Here is a 21,638-nt window from a genome sequence, read left to right as displayed (position 1 = left end):
TTAATCCGGCTTTTTAGCTCTCCGGGATGCTTTCTTCAATATAACGACGCTCAGCGGCGGAATGGTCACCTCCAGGCTGTGCAGTTGTCCATGGCAAGGGATCTTGGTCGTGCGCAGCACTTCGGTGTTCAACTGGCCACTACCACCGAAGTCCGAGTGATCACTATTCAGCAACTCGATATATCTGCCTGATTTTTCCAGACCAATTCGGTAGTGCTCTCTTGCCACAGGCTGAAAATTGATGAGAACGACCAGTGTATCTCCCGGTTTTTTACCTTTACGTAGATACGTAATTACGCTCTGCCCACAGTCCTCTGCCTCAATCCACTGATAGCCATCCCACGAATGATCCAGCTCCCATAATGCTTTTTCCTGGATATACAAATGGTTCAGCGCTTTCGTAAAAGCGTGCAGCGCACGGTGGCTGTCATAATCCAGCAGAAACCAGTCAAGCTGCTCCTCATCTTTCCATTCGATGAATTGGCCGAATTCCCCTCCCATAAATAACAGCTTTTTACCCGGTGAGGTGATTTGGTAACCGAGAAGCGCTCGAAGCCCGGCAAATTTTTGTTCATAGCTACCCGGCATTTTATCAAGCAGCGACTTTTTACCATGAACGACCTCATCGTGCGACAACGGCAGTGTAAAATTCTCGCTGTATGCATAGGCTATGGGGAACGTCAGTAAGTTGTGGCGCTCGGGTCTCTGATCGAAATCCGTTTCGATATAATCAAGCGTATCGTTCATCCAGCCCATATTCCATTTGTAATTGAAGCCGAGTCCTCCATCACTTACCGGGGAAGTCACCATCGGCCATGCACTGGACTCCTCTGCCATCATCAACGCATACGGATAATAGCGGAAGACTGTTTCATTCAGTTGTTGAAGGAAGGCAATAGCCTCCTCATTTTCAATACCTCCCTTGGAGTTAAAACGATATTGACCCTCCGGCTTTTCAAAATCCAGCCGCAGCATACTCGTCACAGCATCTACGCGCAGGCCGTCAATGTGGTACACGTCCATCCAGAACAACGCATTGGATATCAGGAAAGAACGCACCTCCGGCTTGCTGTAATCGAACGTCAGCGTTCCCCAGCCGGGCTTTTCCGCAATCAGCGGGTCCGCGTATTCGAACAGCGGCGATCCATCAAACAGTCTCAAACCATGAGCATCCTTGGCGAAATGAGCCGGAACCCAATCCATAAGCACCCCAATGCCCGCCTGATGACAACAATCCACCAAGTACATAAAATCATGCGGTTCCCCATAACGGCTTGTCAGCGCAAAATATCCGGTAAGCTGGTATCCCCAGGAAAGATCATACGGATGCTCACTGAGCGGCATAAGCTCGATATGTGTATAACCCATTTCCGTTACATAGGGCACAAGAAGCTCAGCCATTTCCCTGTATGTATAAAACGTACCGTCTTCTTTTTGTCTCCAGGTGCCCAAATGCAGCTCGTATATATGAAGGGGTTTTCCATAAGGCTCTCTCCGTTTACGCCGCCAAGCCGCGTCGTTCCAAACATAGCCCTCCAGTGAAGCGACCACGGAAGCCGTTGCCGGCCTTAATTCTGCGCGTACCGCGTAAGGGTCTGCTTTTAGAAAACATTCACCATTTGCACCCGTTATATGATATTTGTAAAAAGTTCCTTGGGATATACCCGGAAAAAAACGACTCCAAAAGCCGGATTCGGGAACTCTATATAAGGAATCCTGTTCCCCATTCCAGTTGTTACGATCTGTAGCAAGCCCGACATGGAGAGCATGAGGAGCCCAGACCGTAAAACGGACGCCCTGTTCTCCGTTCTCCACAGTAAGGCGGGAACCCAAAGATCGGTAGCTGTGATAAAGCGTTCCTTCGTGAAACAAATAAATATCTTCCGGCGATACAGCCTGTTGCGGGAGAGTTTGGTCTGTCATCACGTCACCACCTCTATATGTTTGTTTCGTACAAAATGTATGATTCGGAAATGCATTTACTTTCCGGTCAAAGCTGACTTGAGTTATTACCCCATTCTAGCCACAATGAACAGAAAAATGACTATGAAAAAAATAAACCTTAAATTTTGGGGGATCTTACACACCTGATGGTTTCAAGAGCACCCCATACCGTTTATGTATGTACTACAACAGACAACTAAACCGGGAGGGAAACGAAATGTTTAATAAAGAATGCATTGCCATGCTGCTGGCAGGCGGAGAGGGACGCCGTCTTGCTCCCCTTACTTCAACGATTGCAAAACCCGCCGTACCCTTTGGCGGTCATTACCGAATTATCGATTTTCCTCTCAGCAACTGTGTTAATTCAGACATCGATACTGTAGGTGTGCTGACGCAATATGAGGCGGAATCCTTGCACGAGCATATTGGGGATGGAACTCCTTGGGGTCTTACCAAAACGAACGACAAGGGAGTTACCTTACTTCCATCTTATAATACAGATAACGCTGAATATTTAGGAACGGCAGACGCCATTCATAAAAATATCGAATATATTGACAGCCAAAACCCGGAGCATGTGCTTATTTTATCCGGTGATCATATTTACTATATGAATTATCGTGAAATGCTGAACTACCATAAAGAAAAAGGTGCAGTGGCTACGATTTCCGTTATGGAAGTGCCTTGGGATGAGGCGCACCGATTCGGAGTCATGAGCGCCGATGAGCATTTGCGTGTCACAGAATTTGCCGAGAAGCCAGAAAAACCGGAAAGTAACCTGGCCTCCATGGGTATTTACCTGTTTAAGTGGGATTATCTGAGAAAATATCTACTTGAGGACGCAGAGGATGCCCAATCCAGCCATGATTTTGGTAAAGACATCATTCCAAAAATGCTGGCCGATCAAGAATCCCTATTCGTTTATGAATTCCAAGGCTACTGGAAGGACGTAGGTACTGTTAAAAGCCTGTGGGATTCCCATATGGATCTGTTGCAAGAGGATTGCGCCATTGACCTTCAACGGAAGGACTGGCCTATGTATACGCGTGAACGCCGTACAAGGTTGAGCGCACACAAGCTATCTAACCGCAAAACGGATTCACTGGATAGCCTCCTGCATGATTCTTGCCAAGTAGAAGGTCAGATCGAACGTTCCGTCGTATTTAGCGGCGTCGAGGTAGGTAAAGGATCAGCTATTAAGGAAAGTATCGTTATGCCTGATACCCGTATCGGACGTAATGTGCATATTGAGCACGCGATTATCGGGGAAGGTGCTGTAATTCGTGACGGTGCAGTCATCAAGGGTAACCCGAGTGAAATTATGGTTATCGGACCGAATGAAACAGTGTTCGGCAAAATGGCGGTACGCCCACAAACGGCCCGCATGCTGAAAGAAGCTTATGAGCGCAACACACGCTTGCGCGCTGAAGGTTTTACTTCATAATGGAACGAAAAACGTCAAACAGCCAGCACCCTGCTATAGTAAGGTGCTGGCTGTTTTTCTAATTTAAATCTGTTTAACTAACTTTTAGGTTACATAACTAGCCTTGAGTGAGTTGCGGTGGCTCTACGAGTTGCTCGGCTTGCAATGCAGGCAATGAAACTGTAATGGTGGTGCCTGCTCCCAATTCACTCTTGATGAGCATTTGCCCTTGATGGCGCTCCACAAACTGCTGTGAGATTGCCAATCCCAATCCCGTACCACCATTCTGATGGTCTACCTGGAAAAAGCGGTCTCTTACTCTGGCAAGATTCTCCGCGCTAATCCCGATTCCTGTGTCTTGCACAGATACCTCGATGTTGTCTGCGATCCGTTGCAGAGACAGAAAAATAATAGAGCTTTCATGCGAAAACTTGATGGCATTGTCCACAATGTTTAAAAACACCTGTTTCAGACGGTTGCCGTCGCCATGAACCAGATATGCTGTTTTCTCCGAGTCCAGTTGGAGTTTAATTTGCTTCATTTCCGCCTTGGCCCATACGTTCAGCATAACTTCCTGTAAAAGCTCCCGTAGATCCACTGTTCCCATGACAAGCTTCATTGCGTTTTGCTCCAGCTTGGAAAAATCGAGAATTTCCTCCACCAGACCGATTAACCTGTCAGTTTCTTTGGAAATAATTCGCATCCCAATCTTCGTCTCCTCTGGGTCAAAGCCGCCGGAATCTAGCGTTTCACTCCAGCCTTTAATGGAAGTCAACGGCGTGCGCAGTTCATGAGATATGGATGAAATAAAATCATCTTTGATTTGATTCGTTCTGACAATTTCTTGCGCCATGTAATTTAGTGTCGAAGCCAGCTCACCCAACTCATAACGATAATCGCCTTTAATACGTGCATCAAATCGTCCTTGCGCCATCTGAGCTGATACATCGCGGATATTGTTAATCGGCCTAACGATGGAATTAGCGAGACCTGTACTGACCACAAATACAATAATTAGTACGGCTGCCATGATGCCAAGGGAAAACAGCGTAATCGTAAACAGCTTGTCGTTGACCTTTTCCAGAGAGGTGGTAAACCGTACAATGTAGACCTGATCTCCGACAATATTGTCCAGTTTTTTGGATACCGCCATTACCTGTTGTCCCGTACCCGGTTGCTTCCCGATCCAGCTACCCGTATCCCCTGCTAACGCTTGTGGCACATCGCTCGTTTGCACACTTATATCTGCCGCGAAGTTCGTCGAGTTATCAATTACATTTCCCTGTTCATCAAGTAATTGAAATTCCGTGTTGGGCAAAGAAAATGTATTCAACAAATAAGATTGCAAAGACTGTTCTGGGTCTTTGAATTTAGGTGCAAACTCACCTACTGATTCAATACGGCTTTCGATGTGTTTATAAATCGTGTCGTAGTAGTACCCCCGGATTGCAAACATGAAAATGGTTTCTACCAACAGAAGCGCCAAGAACACCACAAAAAAATAGTGAAGCACAATCTGTCTGCGAATTCCTTTTTTAATCATTGAGCCTGACCTTTCCATTTATATCCATGTCCCCAAACCGTTTGCAAAAAGGCGGGCTCAGAAGGATTGTTTTCAATTTTTTGACGCAACCGCCGGATGTTCACATCCACGATTTTTGGATCCCCCATATATTCCTTGCCCCACACGTGGTCAAGCAAAACATCCCGGCTGAGCGGTGTATTTTCTTTTTCAAGAAAAAATTGAATCAGGGAAAACTCTGTTGGCGTCAGCTCAATCAACTGTCCGTTTTTCTTAAATTGCTTGGCAATCAGATCCAGCGTGAACGGACCGGACTGAAAGGATACTTTGGCTGCCGTCTCTCGGTGCACATTTACCCTCCGCAGCAGCGATTGAATACGGGCAATGAGCTCCGTCGGGCTGAAGGGCTTGCTGACATGATCATCAGCCCCTACCGACAGGGCATATACTTTATCTTGCTCCTGAACCTTCGCCGTGAGAAAAATAATACCAATTCGCTCATTCGTTTCCCGAATTCTTCGACAGACCTCGAAACCGTCCATGCCCGGCACCATTACATCGAGCAATGCGATATCAATATCCCGTACCGTGTTCAAAATATTAAGAGCCTCATGCCCATCCGACGCCTCCAACACCTCGAAACCGTTTCGTTTCAAATTTATAACGATAAAGCTGCGAATGGATTCCTCGTCTTCCATGATTAAAACTTTACTCACTCTATTCTACCTGCCTTTCCCCCAACTTGTTTTTAATGGTTTTACGTGGTTCCAGCTCACTTGATCGCTTGATTCCAATCACCTGTGCATTGGTTCGCCATAATTGGCTATATCCTTCATTATTTCGCTCCCATTGCGACAACGAGAAATATTTAATTTCTGCAATCGTTTTGTCTGTATTGTCCAGAATGAACCGCAAATAGCTATCCTTCCTTGATACTTTCGGATCAATGGTTACCTTGCCGTGCAGTTCCTTCGGCAGTCTGAAATAGATCTGATCATTGGAGTCGCGATACTGTTGCTGTTTGAAAATCGTTCCCTTTGCACCATCCCACTGATAGAACGAGACAAAATACGGGACTTCATCCAGCGGCCTGTTGGACCATCCTTTCGGCTTCTCCAGATTGCCAAATTCCAGAATGCCATCACCATCCACATCACCGCTAGTAATGGTAGCATCCTTAAAGGTCACATCCATGAGATCAAGTTTTTTGAGCTTGCTATGGTCCATCACAATGACGTTGGACACCGTAGTTGTCTGGGCAATCTTGGTATCTATAATGATACCCTGCCTGCCCTCGGCTACCTTACCAGCGACGACATTGTAGATACTAAGCGTCTGACTGTCCAAATCCAGCGATCCGATTTCCTTAAACGTTCCCCCGCTGAATTGAAATGTTTTGACCGTGAAAAATTCATTACGGCGCAGCGTGATAATCGTCAAGTCATTCAAATTGTCCCCGTTCAAGTCCATCTTGTTATGATTAAAATCGTCTACGACGAAGTCCGTATAACCAGTAGCATATATTTTCTCCAAAGTTCCTCCGGTATAAGAATACACGATGAGTCCCTTCTGATCGTTACCATCACTGCTATCCCCGCTGGAAAAGCCTGCTACAATATCTAGCGTGCCATCATTCGTTACATCAACCAGTTTGAACGATTCCAGTACAGTACCTTCTCCGTCAAACGTCAGCTTCTTTACCCACGTGCCGTTCTGATCCTCGAACAACGCTCCGTGTATTTTTACACTTTCATCTGGCGTTTCATAAAAAAGTACCGCTTCGTCTGTACCATCATTGTTCAGATCCCCCGTACGAATCGGCGTCGGGTCATCGGGGTCATTCGGGCGCAGAGGCTGCACCATTCCAAGCTGCGTAACCACTGCACCATTCAACTGCTGTTTCTCGTCAGACATCATCGGTGACTGCATCAGCGAAATCGGGTCACTAATGACATTACAGCCGCTTAAAAATCCAACAAGGAGCAGTGATGCACAGCAACCGGTTAATATTCTCAACAACATCATTTTCACTTCACTTGCCGTCCCCTTCACAATTTGTTCTTTTCCACCTGTGTCAGTCGTCTGCCCTGAATATCAAATACGAGTTCGCCGCCGTTCAATCCCCATATGCGTGAAGCAAAGCGTTCAGCCATTTCCAGCGGCAGTACGGTGATTACGGTCACCCGTTCGTCTGAGCACAGCTTTCGGAAGGTATCCATCACATGAGCTGCTGAAGTCGGGTCAAGTCCATTTACAGGCTCATCAGCCAAAATGACCTTGGCTCCGTGAACGAGCGCTCGTGCAGTCGCTACCCTTTGCCGCTCACCACCACTAAGCTTGTCGCATTTGTCATGGGCCTTATCCAGCAAGCCCAGTTCCTCCAATACGTCCATTGCTCCCATATAATCGTCAGAACGTACCATTCCGGTCACCATTCTCCATAATGGAGTCTGACCCGATCTGCCGATCAGCACATTTTTGAGAGCGGTCCGATTCATATTTAAATGCGGATTTTGCTCCAGGTATGCCCATTCCCGCTTTATTTTCATTTTGCCCGTCCATCCCGATTTCAGCACATCATGACCGTCCACCATCAGACTGCCTTCCTCCCATGGATCTTGCAAAGCAAGACAGCGCAGCAGTGTGGTTTTTCCACTTCCGCTCGGTCCCACTACGGCTATCAGTTCGCCCGGGTGAATTTCAGCATTAATCCCGCGAAGTAACGGGGTCCGTTCTGGCCCCACTTGCTTGGTCAGCTTCTGTATTCTGATCATCTTTGTGATTCCCCTTTGTCCGCCATCAATACTGTCTATAGTTTATAGTAAATGTGAAACAAATACCATGCAAACCGCAGTTTTATGCCGTCGATATTCTTTTTCGGAATAACAATCCCAACAACCCGAAAACGACGTAGCAGCCCCCGAGAACCAGAAACATGCTGCCTTGGGTTCCATAGTCCAGTAGCGCCCCGCTAATGTTAGGTCCAATCACACTTCCCAGATTAAAATGAAAGGATGCCAGCACATTGGCGGCGGCTAATAACGATTTGGGTAGCAAATCGGCAGCATAGGCCAGACCCAGGGAGAAAAAGGAGCCGACCAAACCGCCTGCCACCGCCAACAATACTAATGTCAGCATAAAATGATTGCCGCTCCACGGTATCAACATAAAGATCAATCCACCCGTTATCCCTACGCTTATAAGCACCTTTTTACGGCCCCAACGATCACTCCATATACCTAGCGGCAGTTGAAGTACTAATCCACCTAAGCTGACAAAGGGCAGCAACGCGGCAATCTCATCGGTATGAAAGCCAATGCGAAGACCATATACCGGAAAGTTGCTGTTCAGGCTGGCTTCCATATAACCGTACAAAAATGCAGGCAGCAGCGCGTACCATGCCCAGCTATAGCTGCGCCGGAATCTTTGTGCTGGACGCGCCTCGGTTTCCAGCTTTTCCGGTCTGGAATCCGGCAGCTTAAGGAGCACCAGCAGCAGAACGAGCAAGCACAGCAAGGCCAGCGCTGCAAATGGAACCAGCAGCCCGTAATCAAGTAACCACAATCCAAGCGGTCCCAATGCAAACCCCAGACCGTAGGACATGCCATAAAAAGAAATGTTGCGCCCACGATTCTCTGCCGGAGTCACTAGCAGTATCCACAGTTGGGCAGAATAATGCAATGCACTGTCCCCGATTCCGACTAGCAATCGCAGTATGAACCACACCCGGATATCGGGGATTAGAGGGAATAGCAGCAGCGTAAAAAGCACAAGCACAAGTCCTCCAGCCATCAGCTTTTTGAAGCCCAACCATCCCAATGTCCGTTCAGCTACCAGCGTCATAGCAAATGAACCAATATACAACGCTGCGGCATTCATTCCGTTCAGCGAAGAAGAAACTCCCATCTGTTCCAAAGATATAGACAAAATCGGCAGCAGTAGCCCTTGACACAGTCCGGCCACAACAATAACCGCAATTAAGATAAAGTAATGCACCCGCATGGACGACGACATTATGCTTCCTCCAGATATAACATATAAAATATCAATATCGTAAAATGAATGTTAAGGAATGATTTGCATTTGATTCCATAATCAATAGATATTCTTATTACTATGTATAGCGGTCACGCAAACACAACCAAACTACATGCAAATTCCGGTATTTTTAGTGCATAAAAGAAAGGATGAAAAAAATCGCCATCTAAGATGACGATTTTACGGAAAGCCTGTCTGATAAGTAACCGACTCCGCATCGTTAGGGAGCCTTGTATGTTCAATCCGAACCAAATCACGTCACAGCGCACTATTTCATATTATAGTGGACAATGCCCAGCAGAACAAGCCATAATAAATAAGTGAGCAATTTCAAAATGCTCATGTTGTGCTTATGGACGGGCTTAATTACGTTCACCGCTCTGGGCTCGAAGACAGAATAGGAGGCATTTGATTCCATGAGTTATCAAATTAAAATAGACACTTCTCCAATTTACGAATTACTCGGTAGCTTTATGGCCTATGTAACCAAAAAGTGGGTACACGACATGGACTTGGGCCATGAGTGGATCGACAAGGTGGATGCACGGCTGCAAAACGAAGTGCGCTCCGAGCTTGCTACGGCGCAGGATTGCCCTTTTAGCGATTATGACGCGCTTTATGTATGGGCTTTGCTTCGACCGGAATCGGATGAAATATCCGATTATATCGCTTATTTGGACAACGGCCCGGATGAAGACATGTTCGAGCTGATTGTACCGCATGTTCCTTTTTTAACCTTTGAAGAATCTTTGCGCATTCGCAAGGTGTACGCCCCTCTCCTCAAATTATGGGATCGGGACTATTTCCGGGCCATGGAAAGCGAACTGCGTGTGCTGGCAGAGGAAGACGCTGCAGAGAAACGCATGCTGCTGAGCAAAATGGAGCCGGAAGCACTGGTTGAATACGCTACAGCCGGACTGATCGTGCCTCATATGGAAGATTTGGATACCGTTGTTCTGTTTCCAGTCGTCCATAATCGTCCGATTAATTCGTACTGTTTTTATACCCGTATGCTGCTGATCCAGTATCCGGTAGACGTTCCCGAAGAAAGTGAGGAAGAACCGCCCACACTCCTGCTTCGGCTGACCCGGGCGGTAAATGACCCGCAACGCCTGCGGATTCTGCGTTACGTGGCTCAAGGCCCTAAATCTCTTGAGGATATGCGTCATGATTTGAGCCGATTGGAAGACACGCTCATGTCTGATATGATGATTTTACGAGTAGCTGGCCTGCTCCGTATCCACATTGGACGTTATCACAAGGAAAAATTCAGCATTCGCCCCGACGGAGCGGCTGATTTACAGGTATTTTTGGAATCCTATATCGGACTGTAATTTAAACTGCACCCTCAGTTATAACGAACATCGTTAAAGCGTTGGCTTGGAAGGAGTATGCAACATGTCGTATCCGAAGCAGCATATTTTATTTGATCTTGATGACACTTTGGTCCACTGTAACAAGTATTTCGACCTTATTCTCAACCACTTTTTTGATTTGCTTCAGGAATGGTTTGCAGCCCATAACCTGACGAAAAATACAATTCGTGAAAAGCAAATCGAAATTGATGTAGCTGGAGTGCATCAGGTGGGCTTTGCCAGCGAGCATTTTCCACAGTCCTTGATTGATACGTACCACTTTTTTTCGGAACAGTTTGGACGCCGTACCGATCCGCGGGAAGAGCAGGAGCTTCGCTCGCTTGGGCGAAGTGTGTACGAGCAGGAAATCGAACCGTATCCCGGTATGGTCGAAACGTTAAATTCGCTCCAAAAAGCTGGACATTCCCTGCATCTGTACACCGGCGGTGAGCAGGTCATTCAGGAAAAGAAGATTGATCAGATGAAGCTGGCTAACTATTTTGATGATCGCATCTACATTCGCCAGCATAAAAATGTCGAGGCACTGGAGGAAATTATTCAGATGAACCGCTTTGACCGAAGCATCACCTGGATGATTGGAAACTCCCTGCGCACCGATGTATCTCCCGCCCTTGCGGCAGGCATTCATGCCGTGTATCTCAAGCAGCCCAAGGAATGGGTTTACAATATGGTAGAGCTGCAAAAAAACATTAACTCCGTGATGTATACGATACAGAAGCTAACAGAAGTACCTCGAGTGATACACGAAAGCATTCAATTGCATCAACAAAAAAGAACTCTCGGCTAGATAGCACCGCTAATATCCCCTTCAAGTAGACACTCAAAAAAGTCCACATGGTATCATGAGGCTAGAGAGAACTTGGAGGGGATATTTTTTACTTTTATAACTACTAACGATTTCAGTCAAATTCAAACAGCGCGCGCCGATTAAGTATCGGCACGCGCTGGCTGCTTAGTCTTTTTTTATTTATCTACTTGACAGGGGGATAACCATTCAACAAATGTTCCACGGATAAAATCCGGTCAAAAAGACCAAAGACTTCTTCCGAATCGTAAAGATTCTCCAATACGCTGACCTCCATCATTAAACGTCCCGAAAGCGTAGCCGTTGTGAGCAATAAAGACTGGTTTTTGATGGAAAAATAGATGGTATCCACCCATTCCTCCATAATCGGATACGATATGACTCCCAGATTGGACAAGGTGATGGTAAAATTCCACAGGGGGAATCTTTCAGGCATTGTTTTCATAACCAATTCAAGACACTGTTGTTTATATTTCCGATATGAATTGGAAAACGAAGCAAAAAAGAGCGACAACGCATAAGGAACCCCCCTTTTGAACCATTTGAACGCGGATTTCACCTGTTTTTCCAAATTTCCATCCCGGAAAAATTGCATTGGAAGGCTTGCGACGTAATTACCGTGCATAGTTTCTGGCGAGTAGTTATGCAGAAAACTCAAATCCATAGGCATGGAGACAAACACGCGTTGCTTGCCGGGAGCATGCTGCAGTAGTCCATCAGTCATTCGATAACAGATGTATTCGGTTAATGTCATTTTTAGGCTCCGGCATCGTCGTAAAATCTCACCAGTCTCCTCTTTGCTGAATCTATACGATTTTTTGACATAACCACCGCCTTGTTCCGGCCTTCTGCCGTAACTTAAATCAACGGTTTCGCCAGCGCCTGTCCCTTTTCCCCTAACCCTGGACATAAAACCTGCAACAAAAACCGGCATCCACATAAAAGCGGAAAATCTTCTTTTCATACGCAACAGCCTGTCTTTGGAGACGTCGCCCTTTGCCGCCTTATTTTTCGACTCGAAATCTGGTTCGCCTGAGTAATATTCCAGCCATCTCTTAATCCAGAAAACCAAGCTCAGCCCATTAGCCACCGCATGGTTCATCGTAAATATCATTGTATATTCATTTATAGGGTAAATACGAAACGGAAGTCTGGCATTGGTCGGTCTGTACTGAGCCAGTACCTCCTCCTCCGTAAAATATTGGGAAAGCTTCACCTTTTCAGCCTCCAGAAAATGTTCCAGCTCTTCCTGAGAAAAACGCCCCCATACAAACGTGTCTTTTTCGAATTGTTCCACCCTTTTGGCTTGCAGCAAAGGATTGTCCATGATGAGCGAACGATAGCTGAAAAACAATTTTTCAGCGTCGATTCTTCTTTTAAAAGTAACCGTTGCGATCATGCTATTGGATAAAATATAATCTTCAGTTCCGAAAAAGTAGGTGCTCGCCAGTTTAATCGCATCCATTTTTCCCCCTCCTTCTCTTCTATTATTTTACATAAACCCTACTTTTTTGACATGATCCATCATCAGCTTCACTTTTTGACCGTCCAGCCTGGACCACTCAAACCCCAGCGCCTGCAAAATACCGTCAGTCTTTTTGTTCATCGTCATGAACAACGTTTTGCTTGCTCCCTCAAAGAAGACGTTGGAATGAACAAGAATCCGGGCAACCTCCTGCTCCGTCTCTGGTTCATCGTATTTTTCAAACATGTATTCGGTAAAATCCTCCACTGGCATTGGCTTTACATTTATATCCGCTTGCTTCAAAAGCTTGGAAAAAGATATCATGCTAACCTGATGGCTGTTAAACAGATGATAGGTTTCATTGATTAAATTTTTCCGGTCGAACAGGAGTACAACTGCCTTGGCCACCTCATCCACAAAGGAGAAGTTCATGGTCTTATCTTGAATTGCGGGGACCCGGCCAAGTGTGATCATCGACTTTACCAATGAATAAAATGCATTATCCATGATATTTTCCTGGAAGATCCCCGAATTGGAATCAAACACAAGGTTCCCGACTCTGAACACATTGGAATCAAGCCCTTGTTGCCTTGCTTTAACAATCTCTTTCTCGGCTTCGAGCTTTGTCATAACGTAATAGTTATCAGAGCTTTGTTCGACATTGCAATCATATTCAGTGAACATGATGCTGCTCTGGTCTTCTATCCAGCCACTACCTACGCTGGTGGTGGAAACGAAATTGTAGGTTTTTTTCTTCCCTGTACCGGCAAATTCGATCAGTCTTTCGTTCCCTTCCACATTGACCGCCTGAAATTCCGAGTAATGCCCAAAATGCTTCACATTTGCCGCCGAGTTAATGATCGCATCAATGCTTCCAGCCAAATCCTCATAGCGCTCCCGGCTCAGTCCAAAGTAGTCCTGGGTTAAGTCTCCGCAAAACACGCACACTCTGTCTTCCCAGGCATTCCCCCCAAGCTCAAGACCAAAATGAAACTTCAGCTTCGCCCACAGTCTTTCCAGCGCCTCATCGTCACTCGTTCCCCGAACAGGTACATATACCTTATATTCCGTATTTTTCAACAGTTGGAACAAAATATGAATTCCCAGATACCCTGTTCCTCCTACCAGCAGAACATTACGGTAGTCAGCCCGTTCAGAAAGATCAATGTTTTCATAACCCTGATTTTTCTTCCGGTATTCTTTGAGACTCTCACGCATTTTCCAGACAACACCAGGTACGCCGTTTTCCCCGGAAGCTGCCGCTTCCCGTAAGGTGTACACGAATTGTTTTAATCTGTCTTTGGAATACTTGATGTTATCCGCCAAGGCCCGAATCGTCGGATATTGAAAGATGTCGTTAATGCCCACTTCAAAATCCAGCGCCAGCCTTGAAACCACCTGAATCGCCTTGATCGAATTGCCACCCAGTCTAAAGAAATGCTCATCAATTCCGATCGACTCCATGCCGAGAATCTCCTGCCATACCTTCTGGATTTTCAAATCAACGTCATTTCTTGGGCTGCTGACTGTGTGGTCGCTTCCCTGCCATTCAGGCTCGGGCAATGTCTTCCGGTCAATTTTTCCGCTCGGAGTCATCGGCATGTTATCCAGTTGCATAAAGCTGGATGGCACCATAAAATCAGGCAGCTCCTGCATAAGCTGTTCCCGCAGCTCCTCTGCTCCCGGTTCGCCCTCTGCTGTAAAATACGCCGCCAGATACTTCTCGCCTTGCTTGTCTTTCCTGGCGATCACCGCTACTTCCCGGACAAGCGGATGCTTTTGCAACTGTGCTTCGATTTCCCCCAGCTCAATGCGGAAGCCCCGAATCTTCACCTGATCGTCGATTCTTCCCAAAAATTCGATATTCCCGTCCGGCAGCCAGCGCACCAGATCGCCTGTGCGGTACAGCTTCTCTCCAGCCTCGTAAGGATTCGCCACAAACTTCTCCGCTGTCAGCTCCGGCCGGTGCAGATACCCCCTGGCCAATCCGTCTCCAGCAATGCACATTTCCCCGGCTGCTCCCAGCGGCAGCAGCTTTTGATGTTGATCCATAATGTAAATTCGAGTATTGGCAATCGGTTTGCCAATCGGCACCGATGGATACCCCATATCCTCTTCCCGGTACGTCCACGCGGTTGCAATTACGCTCGATTCGCTCGGACCATAGGCGTTCATATACTCCACGCAGTCCTTCCACTGCGTCACCAGCTCTTTGGTAATCGCTGATCCGCCTGTCACCAGTTTTTTCAGCGTCGGCAGCCTGTCCGGCTCAATCCCTGCCAGATAGGTTGGCGGCAGCAGGGCAATCGTAATTTGGTTTTCGTTCATGAAGCGTGCGAATTCATTCAGATTATTAATAATATCTCGCGAAACCAGATATAGCGTTCCACCTCCCAGCAAAATCGTAAACATTTCCCAGACCGAGGCATCAAACGAACTGCTGGCAAATTGCAGCATCCGGTCTGATCCATCCACGCCCCATTGCTCCTGGAAGAAATGCTGGAGGTTGATGATTCCCCGGTGTTCTACCATGACCCCTTTGGGTTTCCCTGTAGATCCCGAGGTATAGATGATATAAGCCAAATCCTCCGGCTTGTTAACAGGCTCCAGATTGGCACGGTCTAGCTCTATATGCTTCAGGCTTTCGTCATCCAAATCCATGACTGCCCCGTGATAGGTGAGCTTGCCCCGGAGATGCTTTTGCGTCAGTACCATGGACGCACTGCTGTCCTCCAGCATGTAGTGAATCCGTTCCTCCGGATAATTCGGATCTATCGGCAGATAGGCGCCGCCCACTTTGAGTGTTCCCAGGATGCCTATGACCATTTCCATGGAACGCTCCGCCATGATGGCGATAATATCGTTCGGCTTCACTCCACGCTCTCTCAAGACAATGGCCAGCCGATTCGCCTGCTCGTTCAGCTCCCGGTAGGTCAGCGTTTGCTCTCCCGAGACCAAAGCCGGATGATCTGTTCTTTGCTCCGCTCGTTCCTCAAACAGTCCGTGAATCGTGTGATCCTTCGGATATTCCGCCTCCGTGCGGTTAAAATCACGGAGCTGCACGCTGCTCTCTTCCTCCGGTACAATCTCGATATCTTCGATCCTCATCTTTGGACTACGGATGATTTCACGGATGATCATTTTAATCTGTCCGGCTACCCGCTCCATAAAGCCTCTGTCATAGGCCAAGCTATTGTAACGGAATTTGATCTGCAAATCGTTCTCAGGCACAACAATGAAATTAAAATCAAAATTCGTCTGTTCGGAGACCTTTGTAGACAGAATCCTCAAATCTGTTCCGTGGTCGCCCTGTCCTTTGACAGCTTCCTCTATCGGATAGTTTTCAAAGGCCAGCAGGTTTTGCACCAATCCGCCTCCATGGGCGGTCCGTGACTGAATTTCCGCCAGTGGATAATAATGATGCCGCTCCGATGCCCATGCCTCCTGCTGCAGTTTGGCAACCAAGGCTGAAAAGCTTTCTTCCTTTTCTGCCCGGACTCTGACAGGAATCGTATTGATAAACAGCCCTACCATCTGTTCAACGCCTTGAATTTCTGCCGGTCTTCCCGAGACAACCGTTCCGAACACCACATCCTGGGTATTGTTGTACCGTTGCAGCAGGATTCCCCATATGGCCTGTATCACCGTACTTAACGTGGCCCCGTTTTCTCTTGCGATTCTCTCCAAACTCGCCTTCATTTCCTTATTTATCGTAAAATCGTATTCCTCCTGAATGTATCCCGAATTAGCCCTATTACTTTTGGTTTGAGGCAGCAGCGCGGGCGGCTGTTCGTACTCTGTCAGATAATTCTCCCAGTAAGCCCCCGTCTCCCGGTCATCCCTTTGTTCCAGCCACTGGATATATTGACGATAAGGATACACCGTGCCTAATTGCGGTATGCTTCCTTTATGAAGCGCACTGTAAATTTCCAGCAGCTCTTTAAATACAATGCCAAGGCACCATCCATCTATAATGATATGATGAAAACTCAAAATGAAACGGTAGCTGTCGGTACTCACTCTAATCAAGGCAAATCTGATCAGCGGCTCCCGGGTGAGGTCAAAGCCCTTTTCTCTATCCTTGTCCAAATAGGCTTGGAGATAGTTTTCTTTCTCTTCCTCCGTCAAGAAGGAAATATACTCGAAAAACATTTCAGCTGGTCTGTCCTTTAAAACGACCTGAACCGGTTTTTCCACCTTCTCATAAACAAAGGCGGTCCGCAAAATATCATGTCTTTGAATCACCTGCTGGAAAGCACGCTCAAACAAGCTTCTATCGATCTCACCCTGAAAACTGATTACGGCTTGCTCAAAATACGCATGAGAGTTTTGTTCTCTGAGGAAGTGGTAGAGCATTCCCGACTGCATAGGGGTCAGTGTATAAATATCCGTGATATTGGGCTTAGAATCCCCCAGCGCGCGATATACCTCTTCTACCTCCGCCGTTGTAATGTTGCTGGAGCTTACATCACTGGCTGTCAGTTCCGTATATTCCTGTGATGCGCAATGCTCGATAATTTGCTCCAGATTTCGCTTAAAGCCTTCCGCCACTGTGATCAGCGTGGCCTTTTCATATTCGTGCTTGTGATAGGCGAAACTCAGTCTTAGTTTTCCATCAGTCACCCTTCCGTTAATGTCCAAGCAGTAAGGTCTTTGCATGTCGGGTGAAACCGTCTCATCGCTAAGAACATCGGAGATGGTAAATATGTCAGTATCGATATCCTGGTCAAACTGCCCCAGGTAGTTGAAGCTGATCTCAGGGTGCAAATTAAACCTTAAGATTTCCTCGTCCCGAGAGAACGTCTGGTATTTTAAAATGCCGTAGCCGATGCCTTTTTGCGGAATGCGCCGGAGGCTTTCTTTAACGGCTTTAAGCCGGGAAGACACGTTCTTGACGTCTGCCATATCCAAAATCACAGGGTATTGGGCGGTAAACCAGCCTACGGTTCTGCTGATATCCATATCCTGAATGATTTCTTCGCGTCCGTGCCCTTCCAGGTTAACAAGCACCTTGTCTTCTCCTGTCCATTCCCGAATAGCCTCTCCCAATGCCGTCAAAAGAACATCGTTGATTTCAGTATTGTAAGCCTTATTCACTTCTCTAAGCAGCTTGGCGGTTTGGACTTCATCCAGCACGATTTCGATATGATCGCTATCCATATATTTTCTGCCATGAACAGAATGATCCTTGGGAATTGGCTTGATTTCATTCTGCTCCAGTTCGGACCAATACGTGATTTCTTGCAGAAGCTCCCCGCTGCTGGCATACGTATAAAGTTGTTCAGACCATGCCAGGAAAGAGTCCGTTTTGCCTCTGAATGTGACTTCTTCCCCCTTCTCCGCCTGTCGGTATCCTGTAGAAATATCCTCAAAAAGAATCCGCCAAGAAATCCCGTCAACCACCAGGTGGTGAATACTTATGCACAGATAGTCACCGTCTTTCTTTTTGAACAAGCCCGCTTGCATCAGAGGTCCACATTCTAAATCCATGCGGGACTGAAGCTGGGCGGCTTCTTCTTTTACGGAGCTATCATATATATCATCATTTGTAAGATCCTTTACCTCCAGCGAATATAGTTCGCCTTCCGTGCCCCGGTTGAACAGAACCACCTGTCCCGCCTTCTCACGCACTACAATACGCAAAGCATCATGGTGTTCCACCAAGCCATCTAACACTTTTCTTAACACCTTTTCGTCAAAGCCCTGTTTCCTATGTAACAGAACAGACTGGTTGAAGTGATTTTTTGCTGCAAAAGGCTGCTCGAAAAACCAGCTTTGGATGGGCGTGAGCATGATTTCTCCTGTTACCATTCCTTGAAAAGCAGTATGTTCGACAGATTGTACATAGGCACTCAATTGTTCAATCACAGGATGGTCAAAAAGATCCTTCAGTTGCAGCTTTAGCTTATAATCGTGAAGCTTGGACACGACCTGGATGGCTTTAATAGAATCTCCCCCCAGATTCAGAAAGTGATCCTTAATGCCTACTCGTTCGACTTTCAGGACTTTTCCCCATATTTCAGCCAATATCTCCTCTATTTTGTCTCTCGGTGCCACATATTCCTCCGTTGCATTCACGCTCAGATCGGGCTCAGGCAATGCCTTTCGGTCAATTTTTCCGCTCGGAGTCATCGGCATGTCGTCCAGTTGCATAAAGCTGGACGGCACCATATAATCAGGCAGCTCCTGCATAAGCTGGTCCCGCAGCTCTTCCGCTCCCGGTTTGCCCTCTGCTGTAAAATACGCCGCCAGATACTTCTCGCCTTGCTTGTCTTCCCTGGCGATCACCGCTACTTCCCGGACAAGCGGATGCTTCATTAGCTGCGCTTCGATTTCCCCCAGCTCAATGCGGAAGCCGCGAATTTTCACCTGATCGTCGATTCTTCCCAAAAATTCGATATTCCCGTCCGGTAGCCAGCGCACCAGATCGCCTGTCCGGTACAGCTTCTCTCCAGCTTCGTAAGGATTCGCCACAAACTTCTCCGCCGTTAGCTCCAGCCGGTGCAAATATCCCCTGGCCAATCCGTCTCCCGCAATGCACATTTCCCCGGCTGCTCCCAGCGGCAGCAGCTTTTGATGTGTATCCATAATGTAAATTCGAGTATTGGCAATCGGTTTGCCAATCGGTACCGATGGATACCCCATATCCTCTTCTCGGTACGTCCACGCGGTTGCAATTACGCTCGATTCGCTCGGACCATAGGCGTTCATATACTCCACGCTGTCCTTCCACCGCATAACCAGCTCTTTGGTAATCGCTGATCCGCCCGTCACCAGTTTTTTCAGCGCTGGCAGCCTGTCCGGTTCAATCCCCGCCAGATAAGTAGGCGGCAGCAGGGCAATCGTAATTTCGTTTTCGTTCATGAAGCGCGCAAATTCATTCAGATTATTAATAATATCCCGCGAAACCAGATACAGCGTTCCACCTCCCAGCAAAATCGTGAACATTTCCCAGACCGAGGCGTCAAACGAACTGCTGGCAAATTGCAGCATCCGGTCCGATCCGTCCACGCCCCATTTTTCCTGGAAGAAATGCTGGAGGTTGATGATTCCCCGGTGTTCTACCATGACCCCTTTGGGTTTCCCCGTAGATCCCGAGGTATAAATGATATAAGCCAAATCCTCCGGATTGTTAACAGGCTCCGGATTGGCACGGTCTAGCTCTATATACCTCAGGCTTTCGTCATCCAAGTCCATGATTGCCCCGTGATAGGTGAGCTTGTCCTGGAGATGCTTTTGCGTCAGTACAATGGACGCACCGCTGTCCTCCAGCATGTAGTGAATCCGTTCCTCCGGATAATTCGGATCTATCGGCAGGTAGGCGCCGCCCGCTTTGAGTGTTCCCAGGATGCCTATGACCATTTCCATGGAACGCTCCGCCATGATGGCGATGATATCGTTCGGCTTCACTCCACGCTCTCTCAAGACTGTGGCCAGCCGATTCGCCTGCTCGTTCAGCTCCTGGTAGGTCAGCGTTTGCTCTCCCCAGACCAAAGCCAGGTGATCTGCTCTTTGCTCCGCTCGTTCCTCGAACAACCCGTGGATCGTTTGATCCTTTGGATATTCCGTCTCCGTATGGTTAAAACCGCGAACTAACGTACTCCTTTCTTCCTCTGGCACGATTTCGATTTGCGAAATAAGAGTTTCACTTTGCTCCATGACTTGAGCAAATAAATATTCAAAGTGGGAGATAACGTTCTCAATGGGGATGAATCTTTCAAAAGCCTGTATCTGATAGTCAAAATTAACGGCTACATCCGCTTCACCTTCTTGTCCCCATATCAGGAGATTGAGTGCATTTCTTTCATGATGATGCGGCATACTTACAATCCGGCTTGCTGCGCCGATCAATGCTTCTCTCGTTTCCTGTTCCTCGAAAGAAAGCGATATATCAAACAGTTTGCCTTTCTCATTGCTATTCTCGTAAACCGCCCGGTAAATTTCACCAAAAGACATTTTCTGATGACGATAGCATTGCATAAGCTCACGTTTGATGCTCTTAATCAGTTCTTTGAAGCTTATATCTTTCTCGGGGCTGATCCGCAGCGGCAGCACGTTGGCGAAATGTCCCATAGTCTGCTTATATTTTGCTTTGCTCCGATTAAAAACCGGGACGCCGATCACCATTTCGTTCCGATTGCAAATCTTGCTGAAATACAGGAACAGTATGCCTAAAAAATAGTGGAATGACGAGCATCCTTCCTCTTTGCAAAATTCAATCATTTGATTGTATAACGCCTTGTTTATAGTTAAGGTTCGCCGATCACTCCAAACGGAATCGCCGTCACCATCATCGATATCCATGCCTCTGCTCAACAGAGGCTCGGGAATGGTCAGATATTTGTTCTGCCAGAACACCCTATCTTTTAAAAAGGCCGGAGAATTCAGATAATTCTGATTATCGGAAATAAAATCAGCATAGGAATAGACCGTTCTGTTCATTTCGCCAATTCCTTGCACCAATTTATTGTAATTGTCAAACATTTGACTGATTAAGAGAGCAAATCCCCATCCGTCGATCACCAAATGATGAACTTTAAGTAAAATGAAGTATGTGTTCGGGGCACCTTTCAACAAAACAAATTGAAAATAGAAATCCTCTGGTTGAAAAGGTTTTAAAAACTCTTTTTTCATCCAGTTGATGCAAAAAGAGTTTGGATTTTTCTTTACCGAAAAATCATGAAACGGAACTTCATAGTCAGCTTCTGGCAAAAATGTTAAATAAGGCTCTCCCTTTTTATCAATAAAACGGGCACTCAGAGAATCATTTTGCCTGATTAATAACTGCATGGACTGCCTAATGATAGCCGTATTCAGGTTTCCTTTAACCTCAACATACCCACCGATATTGTAAATAGGCTTTCCAGGGTACATGCACTGTTCGAACCATATATCTTTCTGATAGGAACTTAACGGATACTCCTTGACACTTATTACACTTGTTTGCATAAAATCCCCTCCTGTTGTTAAACATTTCATGCGTTCTACTCCGTATGCCCAAATCATTTCCGCTACAAATAAAAGAAGCCTATTCCCATATAAAAAGCACAGGAACAGACAGCAGA

General features: G+C 46.8%; 11 protein-coding genes. 3 read left to right on the top strand and 8 right to left on the bottom strand.

Annotated elements, in window-relative coordinates; all coding sequences use genetic code 11:
• Entirely contained in the window at positions 1 to 1,923 is a 1,923-nt protein-coding gene (gene glgB, locus ACWXW9_RS01535; protein ID WP_494927962.1) for a 1,4-alpha-glucan branching protein GlgB, read from the bottom strand.
• A gap of 238 nt (positions 1,924 to 2,161) precedes the next feature.
• On the opposite strand from glgB, the gene ACWXW9_RS01530 reads away from it, so the two are divergent.
• Entirely contained in the window at positions 2,162 to 3,388 is a 1,227-nt protein-coding gene (locus ACWXW9_RS01530) for a glucose-1-phosphate adenylyltransferase (protein ID WP_494927961.1), read from the top strand.
• A 97-nt stretch (positions 3,389 to 3,485) separates the two neighbouring features.
• On the opposite strand, the gene ACWXW9_RS01525 is transcribed toward ACWXW9_RS01530, so the two are convergent.
• The 5 genes from ACWXW9_RS01525 to ACWXW9_RS01505 all read right to left on the bottom strand — a co-directional run bounded on the left by ACWXW9_RS01525 (position 3,486) and on the right by ACWXW9_RS01505 (position 8,903).
• Positions 3,486 to 4,910 (bottom strand): sensor histidine kinase, encoded by a 1,425-nt coding sequence (locus tag ACWXW9_RS01525; RefSeq protein WP_494927960.1) that lies wholly within the window; start codon positions 4,908 to 4,910, stop codon positions 3,486 to 3,488.
• Positions 4,907 to 5,605: a response regulator transcription factor gene (locus ACWXW9_RS01520; protein WP_025682710.1), complete on the bottom strand. Its 699-nt coding sequence runs from the start codon at positions 5,603 to 5,605 to the stop codon at positions 4,907 to 4,909. The genes ACWXW9_RS01525 and ACWXW9_RS01520 overlap by 4 nt, the downstream gene beginning before the upstream one ends.
• 1 nt (position 5,606) lies before the next feature.
• Positions 5,607 to 6,941, bottom strand: a complete 1,335-nt coding sequence (locus ACWXW9_RS01515; RefSeq protein ID WP_494927959.1) for a hypothetical protein — start codon at positions 6,939 to 6,941, stop codon at positions 5,607 to 5,609.
• Positions 6,938 to 7,663, bottom strand: a complete 726-nt coding sequence (locus ACWXW9_RS01510; RefSeq protein WP_494927958.1) for a phosphonate ABC transporter ATP-binding protein — start codon at positions 7,661 to 7,663, stop codon at positions 6,938 to 6,940. The genes ACWXW9_RS01515 and ACWXW9_RS01510 overlap by 4 nt, the downstream gene beginning before the upstream one ends.
• 82 nt (positions 7,664 to 7,745) lie before the next feature.
• Positions 7,746 to 8,903, bottom strand: a complete 1,158-nt coding sequence (locus tag ACWXW9_RS01505; protein WP_494927957.1) for an MFS transporter — start codon at positions 8,901 to 8,903, stop codon at positions 7,746 to 7,748.
• A 440-nt stretch (positions 8,904 to 9,343) separates the two neighbouring features.
• Here ACWXW9_RS01505 and ACWXW9_RS01500 point away from each other — a divergent pair, with 440 nt between their 5' ends.
• Both ACWXW9_RS01500 and ACWXW9_RS01495 read left to right on the top strand, forming a co-directional pair.
• Positions 9,344 to 10,261: an ArsR family transcriptional regulator gene (locus ACWXW9_RS01500; RefSeq protein ID WP_134914773.1), complete on the top strand. Its 918-nt coding sequence runs from the start codon at positions 9,344 to 9,346 to the stop codon at positions 10,259 to 10,261.
• A gap of 64 nt (positions 10,262 to 10,325) precedes the next feature.
• A complete protein-coding gene (locus ACWXW9_RS01495; RefSeq protein ID WP_494927956.1) occupies positions 10,326 to 11,090 on the top strand; it encodes an HAD family hydrolase in 765 nt (254 codons plus the stop codon).
• Positions 11,091 to 11,274: 184 nt separating this feature from the next.
• On the opposite strand, the gene ACWXW9_RS01490 is transcribed toward ACWXW9_RS01495, so the two are convergent.
• A complete protein-coding gene (locus tag ACWXW9_RS01490) occupies positions 11,275 to 12,573 on the bottom strand; it encodes a hypothetical protein (protein WP_494927955.1) in 1,299 nt (432 codons plus the stop codon).
• A gap of 27 nt (positions 12,574 to 12,600) precedes the next feature.
• Positions 12,601 to 21,522: a non-ribosomal peptide synthetase gene (locus ACWXW9_RS01485; RefSeq protein WP_494927954.1), complete on the bottom strand. Its 8,922-nt coding sequence runs from the start codon at positions 21,520 to 21,522 to the stop codon at positions 12,601 to 12,603.
• Between the last annotated feature and the right edge of the window lie 116 nt (positions 21,523 to 21,638).

The organism is Paenibacillus sp. LT-B23, assembly GCF_059417685.1.
The sequence above is the reverse complement of the archived record's forward strand: the minus strand, read 5'-3'. Positions and strand labels throughout refer to the sequence as shown.

Excerpts from the sequence above, each read along its gene's own strand:
- glgB (WP_494927962.1), bottom strand. The coding sequence starts at position 1,923 with ATGACAGACCAAACTCTCCCGCAACAGGCTGTATCGCCGGAAGATATT.
- ACWXW9_RS01530 (WP_494927961.1), top strand. The coding sequence starts at position 2,162 with ATGTTTAATAAAGAATGCATTGCCATGCTGCTGGCAGGCGGAGAGGGA.
- ACWXW9_RS01525 (WP_494927960.1), bottom strand. The coding sequence starts at position 4,910 with ATGATTAAAAAAGGAATTCGCAGACAGATTGTGCTTCACTATTTTTTT.
- ACWXW9_RS01510 (WP_494927958.1), bottom strand. The coding sequence starts at position 7,663 with ATGATCAGAATACAGAAGCTGACCAAGCAAGTGGGGCCAGAACGGACC.
- ACWXW9_RS01505 (WP_494927957.1), bottom strand. The coding sequence starts at position 8,903 with ATGTCGTCGTCCATGCGGGTGCATTACTTTATCTTAATTGCGGTTATT.
- ACWXW9_RS01500 (WP_134914773.1), top strand. The coding sequence starts at position 9,344 with ATGAGTTATCAAATTAAAATAGACACTTCTCCAATTTACGAATTACTC.
- ACWXW9_RS01495 (WP_494927956.1), top strand. The coding sequence starts at position 10,326 with ATGTCGTATCCGAAGCAGCATATTTTATTTGATCTTGATGACACTTTG.
- ACWXW9_RS01490 (WP_494927955.1), bottom strand. The coding sequence starts at position 12,573 with ATGGATGCGATTAAACTGGCGAGCACCTACTTTTTCGGAACTGAAGAT.
- ACWXW9_RS01485 (WP_494927954.1), bottom strand. The coding sequence starts at position 21,522 with ATGCAAACAAGTGTAATAAGTGTCAAGGAGTATCCGTTAAGTTCCTAT.